Origin of the sequence: Intrasporangium calvum, assembly GCF_028446585.1 — a bacterium.
Classification (GTDB): Bacteria; Actinomycetota; Actinomycetes; order Actinomycetales; family Dermatophilaceae; genus Intrasporangium; species Intrasporangium calvum_A.
In genome coordinates this window covers 11,992-32,085 of record NZ_JAPFQL010000014.1, presented here as the reverse complement: position 1 = coordinate 32,085, position 20,094 = coordinate 11,992, and the positions used below count along the sequence as shown (strand labels likewise).

The 20,094-nt window shown below is 70.0% G+C and carries 19 protein-coding genes; 9 read left to right on the top strand and 10 right to left on the bottom strand.

From position 1 onward, the window contains the following. Positions 1–3 precede the first annotated feature (3 nt). The 6 genes from OO014_RS05190 to OO014_RS05165 form a co-directional block, all read right to left on the bottom strand. Positions 4–630, bottom strand: a complete 627-nt coding sequence (locus OO014_RS05190) for a LysE family translocator (RefSeq protein WP_272461217.1) — start codon at positions 628–630, stop codon at positions 4–6. Positions 631–694: 64 nt separating this feature from the next. Beyond that, entirely contained in the window at positions 695–1,705 is a 1,011-nt protein-coding gene (locus tag OO014_RS05185; protein ID WP_272461216.1) for a GTP pyrophosphokinase, read from the bottom strand. Between the two features lie 22 nt (positions 1,706–1,727). Continuing rightward, positions 1,728–2,927 (bottom strand): hypothetical protein, encoded by a 1,200-nt coding sequence (locus tag OO014_RS05180; RefSeq protein WP_272461215.1) that lies wholly within the window; start codon positions 2,925–2,927, stop codon positions 1,728–1,730. 216 nt (positions 2,928–3,143) lie between these two features. Further along, positions 3,144–3,578, bottom strand: a complete 435-nt coding sequence (locus OO014_RS05175) for a CHRD domain-containing protein (RefSeq protein WP_272461214.1) — start codon at positions 3,576–3,578, stop codon at positions 3,144–3,146. Positions 3,579–3,653: 75 nt separating this feature from the next. Continuing rightward, positions 3,654–4,298: a hypothetical protein gene (locus OO014_RS05170; RefSeq protein WP_272461213.1), complete on the bottom strand. Its 645-nt coding sequence runs from the start codon at positions 4,296–4,298 to the stop codon at positions 3,654–3,656. A 127-nt stretch (positions 4,299–4,425) separates the two neighbouring features. Continuing rightward, positions 4,426–4,821, bottom strand: coding sequence for a DUF2237 family protein (locus tag OO014_RS05165; RefSeq protein ID WP_272461212.1), 396 nt, complete (start codon positions 4,819–4,821; stop codon positions 4,426–4,428). 62 nt (positions 4,822–4,883) lie between these two features. Here OO014_RS05165 and OO014_RS05160 point away from each other — a divergent pair, with 62 nt between their 5' ends. Both OO014_RS05160 and OO014_RS05155 read left to right on the top strand, forming a co-directional pair. Continuing rightward, the gene (locus OO014_RS05160) at positions 4,884–6,983 is read left to right on the top strand and encodes a penicillin acylase family protein (RefSeq protein WP_272461211.1); all 2,100 of its coding nucleotides are present in this window, start codon (positions 4,884–4,886) and stop codon (positions 6,981–6,983) included. Positions 6,984–6,987: 4 nt separating this feature from the next. Beyond that, positions 6,988–7,278 (top strand): hypothetical protein, encoded by a 291-nt coding sequence (locus OO014_RS05155; protein WP_272461210.1) that lies wholly within the window; start codon positions 6,988–6,990, stop codon positions 7,276–7,278. Between the two features lie 3 nt (positions 7,279–7,281). On the opposite strand, the gene OO014_RS05150 is transcribed toward OO014_RS05155, so the two are convergent. Continuing rightward, entirely contained in the window at positions 7,282–8,388 is a 1,107-nt protein-coding gene (locus OO014_RS05150; RefSeq protein WP_272461209.1) for a DNA polymerase IV, read from the bottom strand. 163 nt (positions 8,389–8,551) lie between these two features. Here OO014_RS05150 and OO014_RS05145 point away from each other — a divergent pair, with 163 nt between their 5' ends. After that, complete coding sequence (locus tag OO014_RS05145; protein ID WP_272461208.1) at positions 8,552–8,959, top strand: hypothetical protein; 408 nt, start codon at positions 8,552–8,554, stop codon at positions 8,957–8,959. A gap of 96 nt (positions 8,960–9,055) precedes the next feature. Here OO014_RS05145 and OO014_RS05140 read toward each other — a convergent pair whose 3' ends face one another. Then, positions 9,056–11,215, bottom strand: a complete 2,160-nt coding sequence (locus OO014_RS05140; RefSeq protein ID WP_272461207.1) for an alpha-galactosidase — start codon at positions 11,213–11,215, stop codon at positions 9,056–9,058. Between the two features lie 134 nt (positions 11,216–11,349). After that, a complete protein-coding gene (locus tag OO014_RS05135; RefSeq protein ID WP_272461206.1) occupies positions 11,350–12,996 on the bottom strand; it encodes an FAD-binding dehydrogenase in 1,647 nt (548 codons plus the stop codon). Between the two features lie 136 nt (positions 12,997–13,132). On the opposite strand from OO014_RS05135, the gene OO014_RS05130 reads away from it, so the two are divergent. Continuing rightward, positions 13,133–13,258 (top strand): hypothetical protein, encoded by a 126-nt coding sequence (locus tag OO014_RS05130; protein WP_272461205.1) that lies wholly within the window; start codon positions 13,133–13,135, stop codon positions 13,256–13,258. A gap of 3 nt (positions 13,259–13,261) precedes the next feature. Here OO014_RS05130 and OO014_RS05125 read toward each other — a convergent pair whose 3' ends face one another. Then, the gene (locus OO014_RS05125; protein ID WP_272461204.1) at positions 13,262–14,059 is read right to left on the bottom strand and encodes a deoxyribonuclease IV; all 798 of its coding nucleotides are present in this window, start codon (positions 14,057–14,059) and stop codon (positions 13,262–13,264) included. Between the two features lie 202 nt (positions 14,060–14,261). Here OO014_RS05125 and OO014_RS05120 point away from each other — a divergent pair, with 202 nt between their 5' ends. The 5 genes from OO014_RS05120 (at position 14,262) to OO014_RS05100 (ending at position 20,053) form a co-directional block, all read left to right on the top strand. Further along, the gene (locus OO014_RS05120; protein WP_272461203.1) at positions 14,262–15,926 is read left to right on the top strand and encodes a peptide ABC transporter substrate-binding protein; all 1,665 of its coding nucleotides are present in this window, start codon (positions 14,262–14,264) and stop codon (positions 15,924–15,926) included. A 97-nt stretch (positions 15,927–16,023) separates the two neighbouring features. After that, a complete protein-coding gene (locus OO014_RS05115) occupies positions 16,024–17,034 on the top strand; it encodes an ABC transporter permease (RefSeq protein ID WP_272461202.1) in 1,011 nt (336 codons plus the stop codon). A 13-nt stretch (positions 17,035–17,047) separates the two neighbouring features. Then, complete coding sequence (locus OO014_RS05110) at positions 17,048–17,974, top strand: ABC transporter permease (protein ID WP_272461201.1); 927 nt, start codon at positions 17,048–17,050, stop codon at positions 17,972–17,974. A 4-nt stretch (positions 17,975–17,978) separates the two neighbouring features. Continuing rightward, positions 17,979–19,025 carry an ABC transporter ATP-binding protein gene (locus OO014_RS05105; RefSeq protein ID WP_272461200.1) on the top strand — a complete coding sequence of 349 codons (1,047 nt, stop codon included), beginning with the start codon at positions 17,979–17,981 and terminating at the stop codon, positions 19,023–19,025. Then, positions 19,022–20,053 (top strand): ABC transporter ATP-binding protein, encoded by a 1,032-nt coding sequence (locus OO014_RS05100; RefSeq protein WP_272461199.1) that lies wholly within the window; start codon positions 19,022–19,024, stop codon positions 20,051–20,053. The genes OO014_RS05105 and OO014_RS05100 overlap by 4 nt, the downstream gene beginning before the upstream one ends. The last annotated feature ends 41 nt before the right edge of the window (positions 20,054–20,094 follow it).

Sequence of the window (20,094 nt, the reverse complement as noted above, 5' to 3'; positions counted from 1 at the left end):
GGGTCAGTCGCGGGCCAGCATGGTGAGCCCGAGGCCCACCATCATCGACCCGCCCGTGGCGCCGAGCCGGTCGAGCCGCTGCGGTTTGCGGGCGAACCACTCGCGCGCCTTGCCCGCAGCCACCGCCCAGACGCTGTCCGAGCAGATGGCCATCACGCCGAAGACGACGCCGAGCACGGCCATCTGTGCACCCACGTGGCCGGCGGCCGGGTTGGTGAACTGGGGGAGGAAGGCGACGAAGAAGAGGATCGTCTTGGGGTTGGTCACGCCGACGACGAAGCCGATCCGCAGCGCATGCCCGCGCTTCGCCGCCACCTGGGTCTCGAGCGCCTCGCGGGCGGCGGCCCGGTCCCGGATGGCCTGGATGCCGAGCCAGATGACGTAGGCCGCCCCGACCACCTTGACCACGGTGTACGCGGTGGCGCTGGCGGCGACGAGGGCGCCCAGGCCGACGGCCACGAGGAGCACCTGCGTGGTGATGCCGAGACCGTTGCCGACGACGGAGAGCAACGCCTCCCGCCGGCCGACGGTCAGGGCGCGGCCGATGGTGAAGAGCAGGCTCGGTCCCGGCACCTGGATGAAGAGGATCGACGCGATGAGAAACGCGATCCACTGGCTCGACGTGGGCACCCCATCAGTGTGCTCCGCATCGGCCGGACGTCCAGTCCGAATCCATTGGGCGGACCGGCCAGGGTCAGTCGCCCAGCTTGGCCAGTCGAGCCTCCAGGGCGGCGCGGCGGTGCGCATTGCCCTCGAGCTCGACGTAGCGCATCCCGAACGCCGCGAGGAGCGCGTCGTCGAGGTGACGCACGGCGCCGGGCGGGTACTTGTAGCCCATCCGCGCGGTGATCCGCGCGCTGTCGACGGGGGCGAGCACCTTCTCCAGCGTTTCGACATCGGTGATGTCGAGCTCGCGCAGCAGCCCGGAGACCCAGGCGTAGTGGTCGGTGCGCGACCACCCTGCGTCGGCGTAGCGTCCGGCGAGGAACTTGGCGAGGTCCTGCGAGCCGATCTGCGGCTCGGCGGGCGACTGGTCCCCCTGCGGCTCCGCGGGGATGGCGACCTGGAGGCGGTCGCGGATCGCCGCGAACTCCCGGTCGGCCAGCTCGAGGAGCCCGGCCGCCAGGGTGAACCGCCGGTCGAGGTCGGACGCGTGCTCCTCGGGGACGGTGCCCTTGTAGCGGATGTCGTGCTCGAACTCGGCCCACGCGTGCTGGAGCACGGTCCGGATCTGCACCGACGCGCTCAGTCGTCGGAGCGGCTCGTAGGCCGCCGGCACCGTGCGGCTCGCGTCGACGGCGACGAGCAGGTGCCGGCTTGCGTAGCCCCAGCGCCCGGCCCGGGCCGTCTCGAGCCCGAGGTCCCGGTCGTCGAGGACGGCGAGCTCCTGGGCGAGGAGGTCGGCCACCGCCGTCACGTCGGCCTGGACGTAGGTGATGACGCGCACACCGATCACATCGGTGATGTCCTCAGCGGGGTTGGGGTGCGACGGGACCCCGTCGACCATCCGCTCGGCCTTGCCGCGGAAGGAGTCGACGGACTTCGTCCGCCCCGTCACGCTGAGGTAGTTGATCCCGGCGTCGTCGAGCAGTCCCCGGACCATCTCCACGTAGAGCCGGGTCGCCTCGACCAGCCGCGGGTAGCGCTCGCGGTACTCGGCGACCGCCCGCTGGACGACTGATTGGTGACCACTCCGCGAGGACATGGCCCCATCCTGCCGTGCGGCGTCACCACCCCCGCAGACGGAGCACGACACCGGCGTGGTCGGACGGCCACAGACCGGTCGTCGCGTCGCGGTCGGTGACCTCGTCGCCGGTGATGAAGCCGTCGTCCACCAGGAGCGGGTCCCCGTCGAGCGTGTGGGAGAAGATCATGTCGATCCGGTGGTCGAACTCCGCCGCGGTCGCGTCGTTGACGAGCTCGGACAGGCCGGAGGTCCAGCCCTCCTCGGCCGAGGCCCACTGCAGCCACTGGTCGGTGTAGCCGCCCGGCCCGGTGATGAACTCGTAGGGGTCGTTGTGCTGCACGCCGCCGTCGTTCGGCTTGACCGAGCTGTCGAGCGGGTCGGAGTTGCAGTCGCAGACGAAGACGGTGCTCCGGTCCGTCGCGGTCGCCTCCGCCACGGTCTGCTGGGCCTGGAGCTTCGCCAGGTAGGAGCTGAACGCCTCGAAGTGGCTGTTGACGAAGCGCAGCTGCTGTTTGCCCGCCAGCACGTCGACCCACTGGTAGCCGCGCGAGAAGTTGAGCTGCACCCCGGCGACCGACACCGGCAGGTTGGCGGCGAAGATCTGGTCGTGCTCGGCGGTCACGCGGAAGGAGTTGTCCGCCTTCTTGAGGATCACGTCGCGCATCGTGAGCCGGACATTGCGCATGTTCTGGCCGGTCGGCGTGAAGGCGGGTGCCTCGACGTCGGCGCGCGCGCCCACCTTGACCGCGTCGTAGTCGGCGCCGAGGGCATCGAGCTCGTCGAGCAGGATCTGGAGGAAGTCGTAGTCGACGGTGGTGGCGCTGGGGCTCGCGATTGCGGTGGGGTTGAACGGCCCCGACCGCCACAGCGCCACCTCCTGGAGGCCGACGAGGTCCGGCTCGGCTGCGGCGATCTCGGCGGCGAGCAGCTTGGAGCGCACGGGGAAGTTCGTCTGGTCGACGATGGCGCGGGTGGCGTCCGTGGCGACGGCGAGCGCCGTGATGATCGTCTGCTGCGTCGCGCCGGGCTGCGCCGCGGCCGTCTGCGCCGCGCGGACCGGCCGGTTGATGTCGGCCCCGAGGTAGAGGTTGCGGGTCATCACCGTGAGCGGCTTGCCCGGTCGGGCACCGGCTCGCTCCGAGGGGCCGTCGGCCGCCTGCGACGGCGCGGTGAGCAGGGGCACGGCGAGCACCGCACCGATCGTGGCGGCGACGGCTGCGCGGAACCTTCCGTGGTGCATGTGGTCCTCCCCATTGAGTCGGTGGAGGTGAGCCTGCTCCTCCGAAGGGTGGGACGCAACGGTTTCGCGCGAAACTCCTGAGCCGTATGCCGCTGGGCTCAGCGGGTGCCCACCGTCGGGCCGGCCGGGTCCACCGGCAGCGGTGTGACTGGCTCGAGCGTTCCCGCGCCAGTGAGCGGGAGCGAGCCCAGCGGCATACGGCCTCGTGGGTGTGCGTCAGCCGAGCTGTCCGCGGATGGCGCCCCCCGGGTAGACGGTCGTGTGGACGTTGACGTAAAAGGCCTGAGGCGACTTGAGGATCGCCTTGGCGAGGGACTTCTCGACGGCGACGCACCCGCTCGAGGTGCCTGACACCGGGGCGCCGAGCGGCACGACGACAGGGCCGTTGACTCCGGCCGGTGCGCTGTGGATGTGCGCGCCGACCACGGGGTCGAGAGCCGACACGACCAGGTGGTAGCAGACCTCGCTCAGGCCGACGTTCACCCAGACGTGGGCCGTTCCCGAGCCGTCCGGGTCACCGCCACCCGGTTCGTTGATGCCGGCGAGGTCGGTCGAGAAGGGTCGGCCGTCCGCCAGGGCGGGGACGGGCGCGAGGAGCGCGGCGGTGGCGGCCAGTGCCGCTGCCGCACCGAGAAGTCGGGTGTGCTGCATGGTGAGTCCCTCCGTGGTTGCGGTGATGGGACTGGAGACGACGCCGGCGACCGCACGGTTCACCGGCCCGAGGGCTCAGCGCGTGGGGGGCGGCGGGGGCAGGGCGAGGTTGGTCCGCAGGGCTCCGTTGACCATGGCGAGCAGGACGCCCGTCTCCGATCTGATCACGACGAAGCGCGCCGGCGCCTGCGGTGAGCCGGCGAGCGCCTCGGCCGATGCCGCCTCGGCGAAGAGGCGCAGCGAGATGACCCGGCCGAACCAGCTCGGCGGGTCGAGCCCGGGCGGCGCAGCCGTAGTCTCCAGCGCGCTGAGGTGCCGGGCCAGCGACTCGAACTGGACGGCTGCGCCCGGCCCGGCGCCGCCCGACGTGTCGAGTGCACCGATGTCGCGGATGATCGCGGCATAGCCGGCGAGCGCCGTGGCCTGGTCGAACGCCGCAGTCGACGTCGCGGCGGGCCGCGGCGGGAGGGTGATGGTGACGGTGGGTGTCACCGGGACGGTGGTGGCGCTCACCAGCGTCGTCGTCGCCGTGAGGGTCTGCGTCACGGTCCGCCACTCCGGAATCGTGATGGTCACCGTCGGAGTCGCCTTCGCCCCGGGTGGGGCCTGGCTCAGCTCGATCTGCTCGTTGGGGCTGGAGCAGGAGGTCAGGACGGTGAGCACGACCGCGGCGAGCAGCGCGGGGCCCATGCGCGGCGCGCCGACTCGGACGACTCGCACGGGCTCCTCCATGGGCTGCTTCGGATGGCTCTACAGGGCGCCGACCCGATTGTCGGACCTCCGCTGGCGCTGCGGGAGGAAATGGTCAGATTGGTCTCAAACCGTGCCCTTGCTCGGGGGTGTCCCCTCACAGCAGGGAGCTCGGGTCGTCAGGGACATCGGCGGCGTAGGACTGGAGCAGCTGGAGCGGGACGACGTCGAGGGCCCGCTCATGGGTGGCTGCGAGGACGACGGGCGCGGGGAACCCGGCTCGCTGCGACTCGAGCCAGCGGCCGGCCACCACGCACCAGCGGTCGCCGGGCATCAGGCCGGGGAAGCGCCACTCCGGGCGCGGGGTGACGAGGTCGTTGCCGACACTGCGCTGGTGCTCGAGGAAGTCCGCGGTGACGACGGCGCAGATCGTGTGGCTGCCGCGGTCCTCCGGACCGGCCGTGCAGTGGCCGTCGCGGTAGAAGCCGGTGACCGGATCGGCGCTGCACTCGACCAGGTCTCCGCCCAGGACGTTGCGTTCTCCGCGCACCATGGAGCCCAACCTAGCCCCGCAATCACGTGGACGTGCTGCGCCGAGCCCGTGATGCTGGCGGCATGACTGGTCAGGTCGTCCGCGACTCCCACGGCATCCCGCACCTGCGCGCTCGCTCCGTCCTCGACCTGGCGCGACTGCAGGGCCAGGTGACCGCGGAGGACCGAGGCTGGCAGCTCGAGTGGTTCCGATGGCGGATGGAGGGCCGGACTGCGGAGTACATCGGCGAGAGCGGCCTGCCCTGGGACCGCTTCGCCCGCCAGGTGCGGCTCGAGTCGACGGTGCGCGCCTGCTACGACGCACTCGACGACGAGACGCGCGCGTGGGTGTCCGCCTACGTCGACGGCGTCAATGACCGTATGCCGCTGGGCCTGGCCCGCGCCCCCGAGAGCCGACTGCTCGGGCTGGGTGACGACGCAGCCGCTCCTCGGCCGTGGGAGCCGTGGACGCCGCTCGGGATCTTCTGGGCGGTGCATCTGCTCTTCGGCACCTTCCCGGCGAAGCTCTTCAAGGGCCACGTCGCGGAGCGGCTCGGGCGGGACTGGCTGCCGCTGTTCCACCCCGAGGGCGTGACGCAGTCGGGGAGCAACGCGTGGGTGGTGTCGGGGACCCGCACCGCGAGCGGGCGGCCGCTGCTGGCGGGGGATCCGCACCGGAACCTCGAGGTGCCGGGGTGCTACCAGCAGGTGGGCCTCGCGTGCGATGAGTTCGACGTGGTCGGGTTCGCGTTCCCCGGGGTGCCGGGGGTGCAGCACGTCGCGCACGCCGGCCAGGTGGCGTGGGGGATCACCAACGCGATGGCCGACTACCAGGACCTGACCCGCGAGCAGCTGCGGTGGGCCGGGGACGGGTCGCTGGAGGCGCGCGGGGTTGAGGGCTGGTCGGCCGCCTCGGCAGAGGTGTCGTCGGTGCAGCTGCGGGGAGCGGACCCGGTCGAGGTGCCGGTGGTGGTCACGGAGCGGGGCCCGGTGGTCACCGGGCTCGAGGAGGGTCTCGACGCGGCGCTGTCGGGTGGGTCGGGGCTGCCGCCGCTGCTGAGCCTCCGGACTCCCTCGCAGCTGACGTCCGACCTGGGCTTCGGCGCGTTCCTGCCGCTGCTGCGGGCGCGGACCGTCGACGACGTCGAGGCGGCCCTGGCCCGCTGGGTCGAGCCGGTCAACAGTGCGCTCGTCGCGGACACCTCCGGTCTGGTGCGGCATCTCCTCGTGGGCCGGGTGCCCGAGCGGGACCAGGCCAACCTCGAGGCGCCCGTTCCGGCCTGGGACCCAGCCCATGAGTGGGTCGGCTGGCGGCCTGGACGGGCCATGGCCGCTGGGGACGTGCTGGTGAGCGCCAACGACCGGCGGAGCGGCGGCGGCCTGGGGGTGGACTACGCGTCCCCGTTCCGTGCGAGCCGGATCCGGGAGCTCATCGGCGATCGGGGCGGGCTCACCGCCGACGACTTCCTCGCCGTCCACGTCGACACGCTCAACGGGCAGGCCGCGCTGATGCGCGAGCTGGTGAGCGCGGCCCCGGCCCCGGCCACTGGTGCGGCGGCGCAGGTGCGTGCGGAGCTGCTCGCCTGGGACGGGCACAGCGACGTCGACAGTCGCGGGGCGACCCTCTTCGCCCGGTGGCGACACGCCTTCGTCGAGTGGCTGGCCGAGCACCCGGCGCTCGCTGCGCTCCACGAGCCAACGGGGCACTCGGTGCTCTTCGCGACGTGGCTCTCGGTGCCGCGCCAGATCGGCATCGGCTGGGCCGCGATGGTGCATCGGGCGGGGGCCCACGGAGTCGACGTGGCGGCCGGAGCTGCGGAGGCGCTGGAGAGGGCGGCCCGTCAGGCTGACCGTGACGGTCACACCGCGTGGGGCGACCGGCACTGGTTCGACCCACTCCATGCCCTCGATGGTCTGGGAGCTGCCCCGTCAGTCCCGGACGCCCCCGTCGCTGGGGACAAGGGCTGCGTCCTCGCCGCCGGGAGCGCCCCCGGCGTCACGGATCGGTGCTACGTCGGGCCCGTGGCCCGCTATGTCTGGGACCTGTCGGACCCGGGCCGGAGCCGGTGGGTGGTGCCCCTGGGAGCCTCCGGGGTCGAGGGTGACGAGCACTTCGCCGACCAGTTGCCGCTGTGGTTGTCGGGAGGTGCACTGTCGACCGAGGCGCCGCCTGTGCGAGAGTGACGCCGTGCATTCCAGCGTGACGAGGACGACGATCGTGTGGTTCGTCGTCGCAGCCCTCGCCGGCGCGGGGGCGGTCTTCCTCCACCTGTTCCGGTCGGCCTTCGGCGGTGGCAGCAACGCCGTGCCCCTGGCCATCGCGGCCTACGCGGTCACCGCCGTGGCGGTCATCGCCGTCTACCGGGGCGTGATGACGGCAGCCGCGGAGCAGGACCGGGCCCGCCGCAACGCCGAGCAGGAGCGCGAGATCGCTGACCGGCTCGCCCGCTGGGAAGGGCTGCGGCCCCGCGACCACTGAGGTTCAGAGCCGGCCACGGATCGGGGTCCGTTCCGCCGGGTCTGCTCCGTCGGGCATGACCATCTCCGCCCGCACACCGAGGAGGCGCACCTCGCGACCCGGGTCCAGCTTGCCGGCCAGCGCCACCGCAGCGGCGACGACCTCGTCCCGGTCGTGGGTCGGGGCGTTGAGCTTGCTCGCCTTGGTCTGCGTGAAGAACGGTGCGTAACGCACCTTGAGCGTCACCCGGAAGACGGGACGTCCCTCCTTCGCGGTGTCGGCATGGGCCTGCTCGGCGAGCACCCGGATGGCGTCCCGGATCTCCTCGGGCGTCGTGAGGTTGTGCTGGTAGGTCGTCTCCCGGCTGTGGCCCCGGGCGATCCACGGGCTGTCGTCGACGACGGCGGACCCCAGGCCGCGCCCGAGCTCGCGATACCAGGCGCCCATCCGCGGCCCGAACTCTGCGATGAGTGCGGCCTCGTCCGCGTAGGCGAGCTGTCGAACTGTCTCGATCCCGAGGCCGGCCAGCCGCTTGGAGACCTTCGAGCCGACACCCCAGAGGTCGATCGTGGGCCGGTTGCCCATCACCTCGAGCCAGTTGTCCTTCGTCAGGCGGAAGACGCCCCTCGGCTTGCCGAAGCCCGTCGCGATCTTGGCGCGGATCTTGTTGTCGCCGATGCCGACTGACGAGTGCAGCTGCGTTGCCTCCAGCACCGCGGCCATCGCACTCCGGGCGAAGCCCTCGGGGTCTGCGGTGGTCACCCCGATGAAGGCCTCGTCCCAGCCGAGCACCTCCAGCACCACCGGTCCGTGCTCGCTCTCCAGGGCCCTCAGCGTGGCCATCACCTGGTCCGAGGCGGCGTTGTAGGCGTCCGCGTCCACGGGCAGGATGATGGCGTCCGGCGCCTTTCGGGCCGCGAGCCGCAGCGGCATGCCAGACCCCACGCCGAACTCCCTGGCCTCGTACGACGCCGTCGACACAACCGCCCGCTCGGTCGGGTCGCCGCGTCCACCGACGATGACCGGCTTGCCCGCCAGCTCAGGCCGGCGCAGCACCTCGACGGCAGCGATGAACTGGTCGAGGTCGACGTGCAGCACCCAGGAGCGCGGATCCTCCGTCACCCCAACCATGGTGCCGTATGTGGCTGACCGCCCAGCCGCTCAGGCCGGCGTGCACCGGAGGGGCTCATACCGATGAGCGGTCACTGCGGAGCGCTCGGCGCACGGAGCAGACGGTCGCGGGTCAGGACCTTGGGCCCTAGCCAGTGGAGCATCGGCGATCGACCGTGGTGCCATGACATCGATGGAACCAGCTTGGCGGGGCCGTGCCTCGATCTTGGCGCTGATTGCCGGTGCCGTATGGGTCGTGGTTCTTGTCATCGAAGGCCCCCCTGGGAACGGCTATGGATGGGAATCCGTGGCGATCAGCGCAGGCCTCATCGCCGTGCTCTTCATTCCCATGGCGTACTTCGTCCGTTTCGACAGTGCCAGGCCGGCGCTGGCATCCGCGGCACTCGCCATTGTCGCAGTCGTGATGTCAGCCGCTTCGCTCATTGGCAACTGGGGAGTCGAGCCGACCGCCTTCAGGGTGCTGGAGACAATCTTCACCGTGTTCGTAGTGGCCGCTGGCAGTGTCGTGTTCGCTGTCGCGGCGGCGACGGTGCGGCACTCACGGTCACGACATTCGCACGTTGCATCCTGAGAGCCTTTGAACAGGGGAACATGACCAAGCCCCGATGCGCCGATCAGCGTTCCCGCTGTCGCACCTCGCGCGTTCGATCGTGCCGACCTGACGTCGTCAGGTGGCCGTCGCGTCGATGAGGAGGTAGCCGTCCGGCAGGAGCATCGGGACCTCCAGCCCGACCTCACGGAGCACCCGGCCGGGGAGCGCGACCGGCGAATCCAGCCACACCGGCCGGCGGCCGACGGATGCCCGGCCGCCGGGGGGAAGGAGGGTGACGCGGTAGGTCACGTCGTCGCGGAGCCCGCCCAGCGGCATACGGCCGTAGGAGGACGTGAGGGGGCGGTCGTAGGCGGCCAGCCCGTAGACGCCGCGCGAGCCGTCGTCGGCCACCACGCCCTCCAGCCGGAAGGCGTCGCCCGACAGGTCGGCGTGGACGAGACGACCCGTGTGGAGCAGCGGACGGAGCGCCTTGTGGAGGGCGACCCACTCGGCCACTTCGGCGCGGTCCTCGGCGCTCGCGCGGGTGAGGTCCCACTCGATCCCGAGGTGGCCCCACAGCGCGACCCCGCCGCGGAGCGACAGGGGCTGCACCCGCCCGGTCGTGTGCGCTCGGGGTGACCCGATGTGGGTGCCGACGAGCTCCGGCGGGAGGAGGAGGTTCGTGCCGCGCTGGATGTCGAGGCGGTCGTGGGCGTCGATGCAGTCGGACGCCCAGACCCGGTCGGCGAACTCGATGATGCCGAGGTCGATGCGACCGCCGCCACCGCAGCAGGACTCGATCTCGAGGCCGGGGTGGCGTTGCTTGAGCTCGGCCATGACGGCCTGGACGGCGTGCGCGTTCGCGTGGCCGACGGCGATCCCCGTGGGCTGGGAGCCGGCGTCCACGAGGGCGCGGTTGTGGTCCCACTTGATGTAGGCGATGTCGAGCTCGCCGATGAGCTGGGACATCCGCTCGGTGACATAGGTGACGACCTCGTCCTTCGACAGGTCGAGCACGTGCTGGTAGCGGGACTCCGGCCCCGCGCCACGACCGACGCCGAGCAACCAGTCGGGGTGGGCACGCGCCAGGTCGGAGTCGAGGTTGACCATCTCCGGCTCGAACCACAGCCCGAACTCCATGCCGAGGGCATGGACCCGGTCGACGAGGGGACGCAACCCGTCCGGCCAGACCGCCTCGTCGACGAACCAGTCCCCGAGCCCGGCCCGGTCGTTGCGCCGCCCCCGGAACCAGCCGTCGTCGAGGACGAACCGGTCGACGCCGACCTCCGCCCCGGCCTCCGCGAGGGCGGTCAGCCGGTCGAGGTCGTGGTCGAAGTAGACGGCCTCCCACGTGTTGAGCAGGACCGGCCGGGGGCGCGTCGGGTGCTGGGGCCGCGCCCGGAGGAAGTCATGGTGGCGGCCGGCCAGCTCGTCGAGCCCGTCCCCCCACGAGGCGACGAGCCACGGAGCGGTGTAGGTCTCGCCGGGCGCGAGGACGACCTCTCCGGGCAGGAGCAGCTCGCTGCCACGCAGCAGCCGCCAGCCGCCGTCGGTCCGCTCGGCGACGCTGACCTGGTTGCCGTTCCAGGCAACGTGAACGGACCAGACCCGCCCGGACCGCCAGCCGAATCCCGGCACCCCAGCCGCGATGACGGTCGTGGCATCGTGCCCGGGCCGGCCGCTCCGCGCCTCCCGGACGAGCTGGCCGACCGTGAAGGGCTGGCGCTGCGGGATCCGCTCGCGGGTGTGGTGACCGGTGAGGTGGAGCAGCTCGTCCGCGACGGCCGGCACGGGCAGGGCACACTCGAGCAGGCCCAGGGCATAGGGGGTGGCGCCGTCGTTGCGCAACGCGGCCCGCGCCCGGACGAGGCCGCTCGGGTGCACCTCGAGCTCGGTGGTGAGCACGAGCTCGTTGACCGGGTCGGTGCCCTCGCTGACCAGGCGGCAGACCGTCTCCGAGTCGGCGCGCGCATGCTGCACCGAGGTGAACAGGGGAGACCAGCCGGGGCCGGGCCGTCCGTCGACGACCCGGTTGCCGGTGATCCCGGGACGGCCGAGCCACCCGGTGCCGTGCTGGGGGACGAGTGGGACCGAGGTCTGGTGGGTGACCACCGAGTCGCCCGTCGTCGGTCGCACCGCGTCCCCGAGTGCCGCCAGGGCCGCGTCATCGAGGTCGCCGAGATCCGCGCCCCAGTGCAGCACCCGCGGGACGGTGTCGGGTCCCACTTCGACGACGACGCTCGTGCCGCCGGCGCGGAGGTGCTCGTGGCGACGGTCCAGACGAAGCTCAGCCATGGCTAGACCGTATGCCGCTGGGCTGGCTCCCGAGGAGTGCGCACTTGTTGCTGTTGTGCCGGTTTCAAGCAGAGGTGCAGTCTGAACCGCGCACTGGAAGAGCCGGCGGCCACTTCTGCCACGAGTGCGGAGTCCTAGAGGGCGGCCGCCGCGGCGCGACCCGCGGTCCGCCCACTGAAGAGGCAGCCGCCGAGGAAGGTCCCCTCCAGGGAGTTGTAGCCGTGCATCCCGCCGCCCCCGAAGCCAGCCACCTCGCCCGCCGCGAAGACACCCGGCAACGGCTCGCCGCTCGCCCGCAGCACCCGCGCCGACAGGTCCGTCTCGAGACCGCCGAGGGTCTTGCGGGTCAGGATGTTGAGGCGCACCGCGATGAGCGGTCCGGCCTTGGGGTCGAGGAGGCGATGCGGTGGGGCGACGCGGATCAGCTTGTCGCCGCGGTAGTTGCGTGCCCCGCGGATGGCCGTGACCTGCGCGTCCTTGCTGAAGGAATTGCCCAGCTCGTTGTCGCGGGCCACGATCGTGCGCCGCAGGGAGCCGAGGTCAATGAGGTCGTCGCCGACGAGGGCGTTCATCCGCGGCACCAGCTCCTCGAGCGTCCCTGCCACGACGAAGTCCTCGCCGTGCCGCTTGAACGCCTCGATGGGCCCCGGGGCGCCCTTCTTGACCCGGCCGAGCACCTGCTTGACGTCCTTGCCGGTCAGGTCCGGGTTCTGCTCCGAGCCGGAGAGCGCGAACTCCTTCTCGATGATCTTCTGGGTCAGCACGAACCACGAGTGGTCGTAGCCGGTCGACCTGAGGTGCTTCAGCGTCCCGAGCGTGTCGAAGCCGGGGAACAGCGGTGCCGGCAGCCGTCGTCCGCGCGCGTCGAGCCACAGTGACGACGGGCCGGGGAGGATCCGGATGCCATGGTTCTCCCAGATCGGGTCCCAGTTGCGCAGACCCTCGGTGTAGTGCCACATCCGGTCCGGGTTGATGACCTGTCCGCCGGCGGCCTCGGTGATCCCGAGCATCCGCCCGTCCACATGCGCCGGGACGCCGGCCACCATTCGAGCAGGGGGCGGGCCGAGCCGCTCGGGCCAGGCGCGCCGGACGAGGTCGTGGTTGCCGCCGATCCCCCCGCTCGTGACGATGACGGCCTGCGCGGTGATCTCGAAGTCACCGGTCTCGTCGCGGTTCGTCGCCCGGCCGCGCGGCGCGTCGTCGGGAGCGAGCACGCGGCCGCGCACGCCCGTCACCGTGCCCGCTGTGACGACGAGCTCGTCCACTCGGTGGCGGAAGGCGAAGGTCATCAGTCCCTTGGCCACCCCGTCGCGGACCCGCCGCTCGAAGGGCTCGACGAGGCTCGGACCGGTGCCCCACGTGATGTGGAAGCGCGGCACCGAGTTGCCGTGCCCGTCCGCGCGCCCGTCGCCGCGCTCCGCCCAGCCCACCACGGGGAAGAGGCGATGCCCCTGCTGGCGCAGCCACGACCGCTTCTCACCCGCGGCGAAGTCGAGGTAGGCCTCCGCCCAGCGGCGCGGCCACAGGTCCTCATCGCGGTCGAACTGCGCGCTGCCCATCCAGTCCTGCGTGGCGAGCTCGAGGCTGTCCTTGATCCCCATCCGACGCTGCTCCGGCGAGTCGACGAGGAAGAGCCCGCCGAACGACCAGAACGCCTGGCCGCCGAGGCTCTGCTCGCCCTCCTGGTCGACGAGCACGACGCGCTTGCCCGCATCCACCAGCTCGGCGGCCGCGGCGAGGCCCGCGAGCCCGGCTCCCACGACGACGACGTCGGTCTCCATCCGTCCACCTCTCCTCGAACCCGGGCCGTATGCCGCTGGGCTCGCTTCCGCGTGCGCGTCAGGTTACCCACGGGTTGCGTCGGGCGGGAGGGGCGCGGGGCGGAGGGGGTCCCACCATTCTCCATGTCGTCGAGCGGTGCCGCCTGACTCGAAGCTGCCGCTGCACCACCCGATCCTGGCGACCGTGATCTGGTCCGTCGTGCTCACGGCGGTGCTCGCGCCACTGTCGATCCGGGCCTTCAACCGCCGGACCACCGACTGATCTTCAGGCGAGGCGGGCGCGGAGCCACTCGATGTCGGCCGTCTGGCCCTCGCGGCCGCCGGGAGTCTCGCAGACCACGGGAGCCCCGGCCGCACGGATGACGTCGGCGAGAGCCGTGCCGTCGATCTGACCGGCGCCGAAGTTGGTGTGCCGGTCGGCGCCGCTGTCGAAGGCGTCACGGGAGTCGTTGGCGTGGACCAGGTCGATCCGTCCGGTGATGGCACGCACCTGGTCGACGACGCTGCCGAGGTCGTTGCCACCGGCATGGGCGTGGCACGTGTCGAGGCAGAAGCCGACGGAGTCCGCACCGCTCGCGGTGCCGATGGCATCCCACAGCCGGGCGATGGCCTCGAGCCGCCGGGCCATGGCGTTGTCACCCCCGGCGGTGTTCTCGATGAGGAGCGGCACCGGCAGCTCGAGCCCGTCGATGCACTTGCGCCAGTTGTCGAACCCCTTGGCCGCGTCCTCGTCCACGCCGAGGTGGCCGCCGTGGACGATGACTCCCTTGGCCCCGATCTCCGCGGCGGCGAGCAGGTGCTGCTGGAGCAGCTTGCGGCCGGGGATCCGGATCCGGTTGTTCAGGCTCGCGACGTTGATCGGGTACGGAGCGTGCACGTAGAGGTCGATGCCCGCTTCCTGGGCCGCGGAGCGGAGCGCCTCCGCACCCCCGGGATAGCGGATCACGGGGCCCTTGTAGCTCTGCGGGTCACCGAGGAAGAACTGCGAGAGCGTGGCCCCGCGGACCTGGGCCTCGGAGACCGGATCCTCCTGGTCGACATGGCCACCGATGTGAAGGGACATGAGGGTCAGCGTAGATACGTCGGCCGCGCTCGGGGGAGCCGGGGAGGCGACCCTTACTGCCGTTCGGGGGAGGTCACGTTATGGACACCCGGTTGACAACGCTTCCATAACAGGACGCGGCTGAGGTGTGCCAGCCACCGGATCGGGTGCAAGTGTGTCCCCCAACCCCCAGATATCCCCGGGGTTTCACAAGGAGGAGCCGATGAAGGTTCGCAGGTCCGCGACTATCGCGGTCGCAACCGCAATGACGATGTTGGCGGTGGCGGCGTGCAGCAGCAGCGAAACGCCCACCGACACGAAGACGAGTGGCGCCGGCGCCGCGGCCGGTCAGAAGGGTGGCGACCTTCGGATCTACGCCACTGAGCCCGCGTTCTTGCTTCCGACGGCCGGCGACGACATGCCGTCCATCAATGTCATCCGCCAGCTGTACCGCGGTCTGGTCAAGTACAACGCCGAGACCGGTGAGGCCGAGATGGACCTTGCCGAGTCCATCGAGTCGAGCGACCAGAAGAACTGGACCGTGAAGCTCAAGACCGGCTACACGTTCGAGAACGGTGAGCCGGTCAACGCAGACGCGTTCATCCGTGCATGGAACTACGCCGCGTACTCGCCCAACGCGCAGAACAACGCCTACTTCATGAGCCGCATCGCCGGCATCGACGAGATGTCGTCGTCGGACCCGGACGGCGACGGCCCGAAGGAGGCTCCCGAGCCCAAGGCCAAGGAGCTCTCCGGCCTCAAGAAGGTCAGCGACACCGAGTTCACCGTCGAGCTGAAGGACCCGTTCGCTGGCTTCCCGGTGACGATGGGTTACTCCGGCTTCTTCCCGATGGCCGACGCGTGCCTCAAGGACACGAAGGCCTGCAACGAGACGCCGATCGGCAACGGCCCCTACAAGATCGAGGGCGCCTGGGAGCACAACGTCGGCATCACGCTCGTCCGCAGTGACACGTGGAAGGGCGACGCGAACGACGCGATGGCTGACAAGCTGTCCTACCGGATCTTCGCTGACGACAACGCCGGCTACGCCGCCTACCAGGCGGGCGAGATCGACGTCATGGAAGCCGTCCCCTCCGCTCGCTACAAGGAGGCCAAGGCTCAGTACGGCGACACGCTGTTCGAGGCCCCGGGCGACACGTTCACCTACGTCGGTCTGCCGCTCTACAGGGACGAGTTCAAGGACAAGCGTGTCCGCCAGGCTCTCGCCCTGAGCATCGACCGGCAGCCGATCATCGACGCCGTGTTCGACGGTCGCTTCACCGCCGCCACGGGCTTCGTCTCCCCGACCTTCGACGGCTTCCGTCCGGACGTCTGCCAGTACTGCAAGGCGGACCCGGCCAAGGCCAAGCAGCTTCTCGACGAGGCCGGCGGCTGGAAGGGCGACAAGCTCGTCCTCTGGGGCAACGCCGGTGTCGGTCACGAGAAGTGGCTGCAGGCTGTCGGCGACCAGATCAAGGCCGCCCTTGGCATCGACTACGAGATCCGCGTGAACCTCCAGTTCCCGGAGTACCTCGCCACGGCTGACGCCAAGAAGTTCACCGGCCCGTTCCGCCTCGGCTGGGGCCCGGACTACCCGGTCATCGAGACCTACCTCAAGCCCCTCTACGGCACCGGTGGCTCGAGCAACAACTCCACCTACACCAACCCCGAGTTCGACAAGCTCATCACCGAGGGCGACTCGGCGGCGAGCGTCGAGGAGGCCATCGCGAAGTACCAGGCTGCTGAGGACATCCTCGGCGAGGACATGCCTGTCATCCCGATGTGGTTCGGCAAGGTTGCGGCGCTCTACAGCACCAACGTCGACAAGTTCGTCTTCAACAAGATCTCGGACGTTGAGTACGGCAAGATCACGCTGAAGCAGAAGTGATCCCCGCCCCAATCAGCTAACCAGATCCAGACTTGGTGGCGGCGGCGACCCGGAGTAGGGTCGTCGCCGCCACCGCACGTCGATAGGAGACCCCACCGTGGGGAGATACGTCATACGGCGGGTGCTTCAGTTCATCCCGACCGTGCTCGGCACGATGTTCTTGCTGCACTACCTCACATCCCTTGGTATCCAGCTGACCGGTAACCCGGTCCGGGCGTTGTTCGGCGACCGCACGCCAACGCCCGCCATGATGGCGGCGCTCTCGGAGCGCCTCAATTTGAACGATCCCTGTCTCACCCAGACGGGCAACCCGTGCATTGGCCTCTTCGGTGAGCGCCTCGTCAACATCGCCCAGTGGGACTTCGGCATCAGCTTGACGGGTCAGCGCGAGGTGACCGACATCATCGGCGCCGCACTGCCCTACACCATCCGCATTGCCCTCATCGGCTTCGTCTTCGAGGCGTTCGTCGGCATCCTGGCTGGCGTCCTCGCCGGCCTGCGCAGCGGTGGCTTCCTTGACTACTTCGTCAAGATCTCGACCACCCTCATCATCGCGGTGCCGATCTTCGTGCTCGGCATCGTCATCCGCGAGTTCGTCGCGGTGAAGTTCGGCAACCAGCTCCGGGCCGATCCGAACTTCCCCGAGATCATCTCCAGAGGCTTCCTCGCAGCCGGGTACAAGCCCGACTATCCATGGGCCAGCCTCTTCATCCCCGGCCTCGTGCTCGGAGCGACCAGCCTGGCCGTCACGGCCCGACTGACCCGCACGAGCATGGTCGAGAACGTGCGCGCCGACTACGTCCGGACCGCACGCGCCAAGGGCCTGATGCCGCGCCGGATCACCGGCGTGCACACCCTGCGCAACTCCCTCATTCCCGTCGTCACCTCACTCGGTGTCGACCTGGGTGTCCTGATGGGTGGCGCCGTGGTGACCGAGACGATCTTCAACGTGCCCGGCATCGGCCGGGTCGCGGCGCAGAGCGCACGAACCGGCGATGCCAGCGTCGTCATCGGCATCGTCACGCTCGCAGCGCTGATCTTCCTGGTCGCCAACCTGCTGGTCGACATCTTGTATGCCGTCCTCGACCCACGCATCCGATACGAGTGAGGCGGAGAACAACATGAGTGACCTAATCCCATCCGCCACCTCGGACGAGCCTGCCCTCCAGAGCTCCTCCTCGGAAGGCGCCGGCGCGACGGGCGGGACGGCCAGCCTGTGGAGCGACGCTCGCAAGCAGCTGATTCGCAACCCCATCTTCGTCATCTCCTCGCTCTACATCCTCGTGGTGAGCTCGATGGCGTTGTTCCCCGGGCTGTGGACCGACCAGGACCCGCGCAACTGCATCATCAGCCAGAGCCGGAAGCCTCCGCAGGACGGCCACCCCTTCGGCTTCAACATCCTCGGCTGTGACTACTACTCTCACGCCATCTACGGAGCACAGCCGTCGTTGTCGATCGCCATCGGGGCAACCGTCGGGATCGTCCTCATCGGGGGCACCCTCGGCCTGCTCGCCGGCTTCTACGGAGGCTGGGTCGACACGATCATCTCTCGCGTCGTCGACATCTTCCTCTCGCTGCCGTTCCTGCTGGGCGCGCTCGTCTTCCTCACGGTCGTCAAGGTGCAGAACATCCTGACGATCACGATGGTGCTCGTCATCCTCGGCTGGACGACGATCGCCCGAGTGATGCGCGGTGCGGTGCTCTCGGCGAAGAACCTCGACTACGTCCTCGCGGCGCGGTCGCTGGGTGCCGGCAACCTCCGGATCATGCTGCGGCACATCCTGCCCAACGCCATCGCGCCGGTGACCGTGCTGGCCACCATCGCGCTCGGCAGCTTCGTCGCCGCCGAGGCGACGCTGACCTTCCTCGGAGTCGGTCTCCAGCCGCCCGAGGAGTCCTGGGGAATCATGATCACCGACCACCAGGTGTACTTCCTGGAGGCGCCGTGGCTGCTGATCTTCCCCACGACTCTGCTCATCGGCACCGTGCTCAGCTTCATCCTCATGGGTGATGCGCTGCGCGATGCCCTCGACCCGAAGATGCGGTGACCGGATGACCACCGAAGCCCCCGTCAAGTCCCCGTCGACTGCGCGGTTCCTCAGCCAGCTCGACATGACTGCCCCGCCGCTCGAGGTGCGCAACCTGCACGTCGAGTTCCACACGACGAGCGGGGAGGCCCACGCCGTCAACGGCATGAACTTCGTGCTCAGCCAGGGCGAGACCCGAGCGATCCTCGGTGAGTCCGGATCAGGCAAGAGTGTGACGGCGCAGGCCATCATGGGCATTCTCGACAGCCCTCCGGCAAAGATCACGCACGGCGAGATCCTCTACCGCGGCGTCGACCTGCTCAAGCTGTCCGACGAGGACCGTCGTCGAGTCCGGGCCAACCACATCGCGATGATCTTCCAGGATGCGCTCTCGGCGCTGAACCCCGTCTTCACGGTCGGGTTCCAGCTCGGTGAGCTCTTCCGGAAGCACCGTGGCATGTCGCGTCAGGCGTCGAAGGCCAAGGCCATCGAGCTGCTGGACATGGTGAAGATCCCGGCCGCGAAGCAGCGGGTCAACGACTTCCCGCACCAGTTCTCGGGCGGTATGCGCCAGCGCGTGATGATCGCGATGGCGCTGGCCCTGGAGCCGGAGATCCTCATCGCCGACGAGCCGACCACGGCCCTCGACGTCACCGTCCAGGCGCAGGTCATGGGTCTGTTGTCCGAGCTCCAGCGCGAGCACAACATGAGCCTGATCCTGATCACCCACGACATGGGTGTCGTGGCGGACGTCGCCGACTCGATCTCGGTGATGTATGCCGGTCGGGTCGTCGAGGACGCCCCGGTCGCGGACATCTACGCGAGGCCCGCGCACCCCTACACGAAGGCGCTGCTGGAGTCGATCCCGCGCGTCGACCTCAAGGGGCAGGAGCTCGCCGTCATCAAGGGCCTGCCGCCCGTGCTGACGAACATCCCGCCCGGCTGTGCGTTCCACCCGCGGTGCCGCTATGCCAAGGACAACTGCAAGGTTCCGCCGGAGCCGCCGCACTATGACGTCGACGTCAACCGGGTCGCGGCCTGCCACTACTGGAGGGAGGTCATCGAGTCATGACCGACACCCCGAGCAAGTTCGGAGAGGTCGTCCTCGAGACCAAGGACCTGCGCAAGCACTACCCGCTGACGCAGGGCATCGTGTTCAAGAAGCAGGTCGGGGCCGTGCGAGCGGTCGATGGCGTCAACATCCAGCTGCGCCGTGGGGAGACCCTCGGCGTGGTCGGTGAGTCGGGCTGTGGCAAGTCGACGCTGGCTCGCCTGCTCGTCGGCCTCGAGCAGCCGACCGACGGTTCGATCATGCTCAAGGGCAAGGACCTCTCGAAGGTCTCCTCCCGCGACATGCGATCGGTGCGCCGCAACATCCAGATGGTGATGCAGGACCCCTACACCTCGCTCAACCCCCGGATGACCGTCGGCGACATCATCGGAGAGCCGTTCGACATCCACCCGGAGGTCGTGCCGAAGAAGGGCCGCATCGCCCGGGTGCGGGAGCTGATCGACCTGGTCGGTCTCAACGCCGACCACATCAACCGCTATCCGCACCAGTTCTCGGGCGGCCAGCGCCAGCGCATCGGCATCGCCCGGGCGCTCGCGCTCAATCCCGAGATCATCGTCGCGGACGAGCCGGTCTCGGCCCTGGACGTGTCGATCCAGGCGCAGGTCGTCAACCTGCTCGAGCGGTTGCAGGACGAGTTCGGTCTCGCCTACATCTTCATCGCCCACGACCTCTCCGTCGTGCGTCACATCGCCGACCGGGTCGCCGTGATGTATCTCGGCAAGGTCGTCGAGACAGGCAACGAGGACGAGATCTACGAGCACACCACCCACCCCTACAGCCAGGCGCTGCTCTCGGCCGTGCCGGTCCCGGACCCCGCGCTCCGTGGCCTGCGTGACCAGATCATCCTCGAGGGTGACGTGCCGTCGCCGGCCAACCCGCCCTCGGGTTGCCGGTTCCGGACGCGGTGCTGGAAGGCACAGGAGATCTGCGCCCAGGAGGAGCCCCCGCTCATGGTCCGGCCCGGGTCGGAGCACCCGAGCGCGTGCCACTTCGCGGAGGAGAGGCAGGTCGTCGGCGCCGTCTCGTGAGGCGTCGGTGAACTGATCAGACTCAGTCTCGGTGGTCGTGT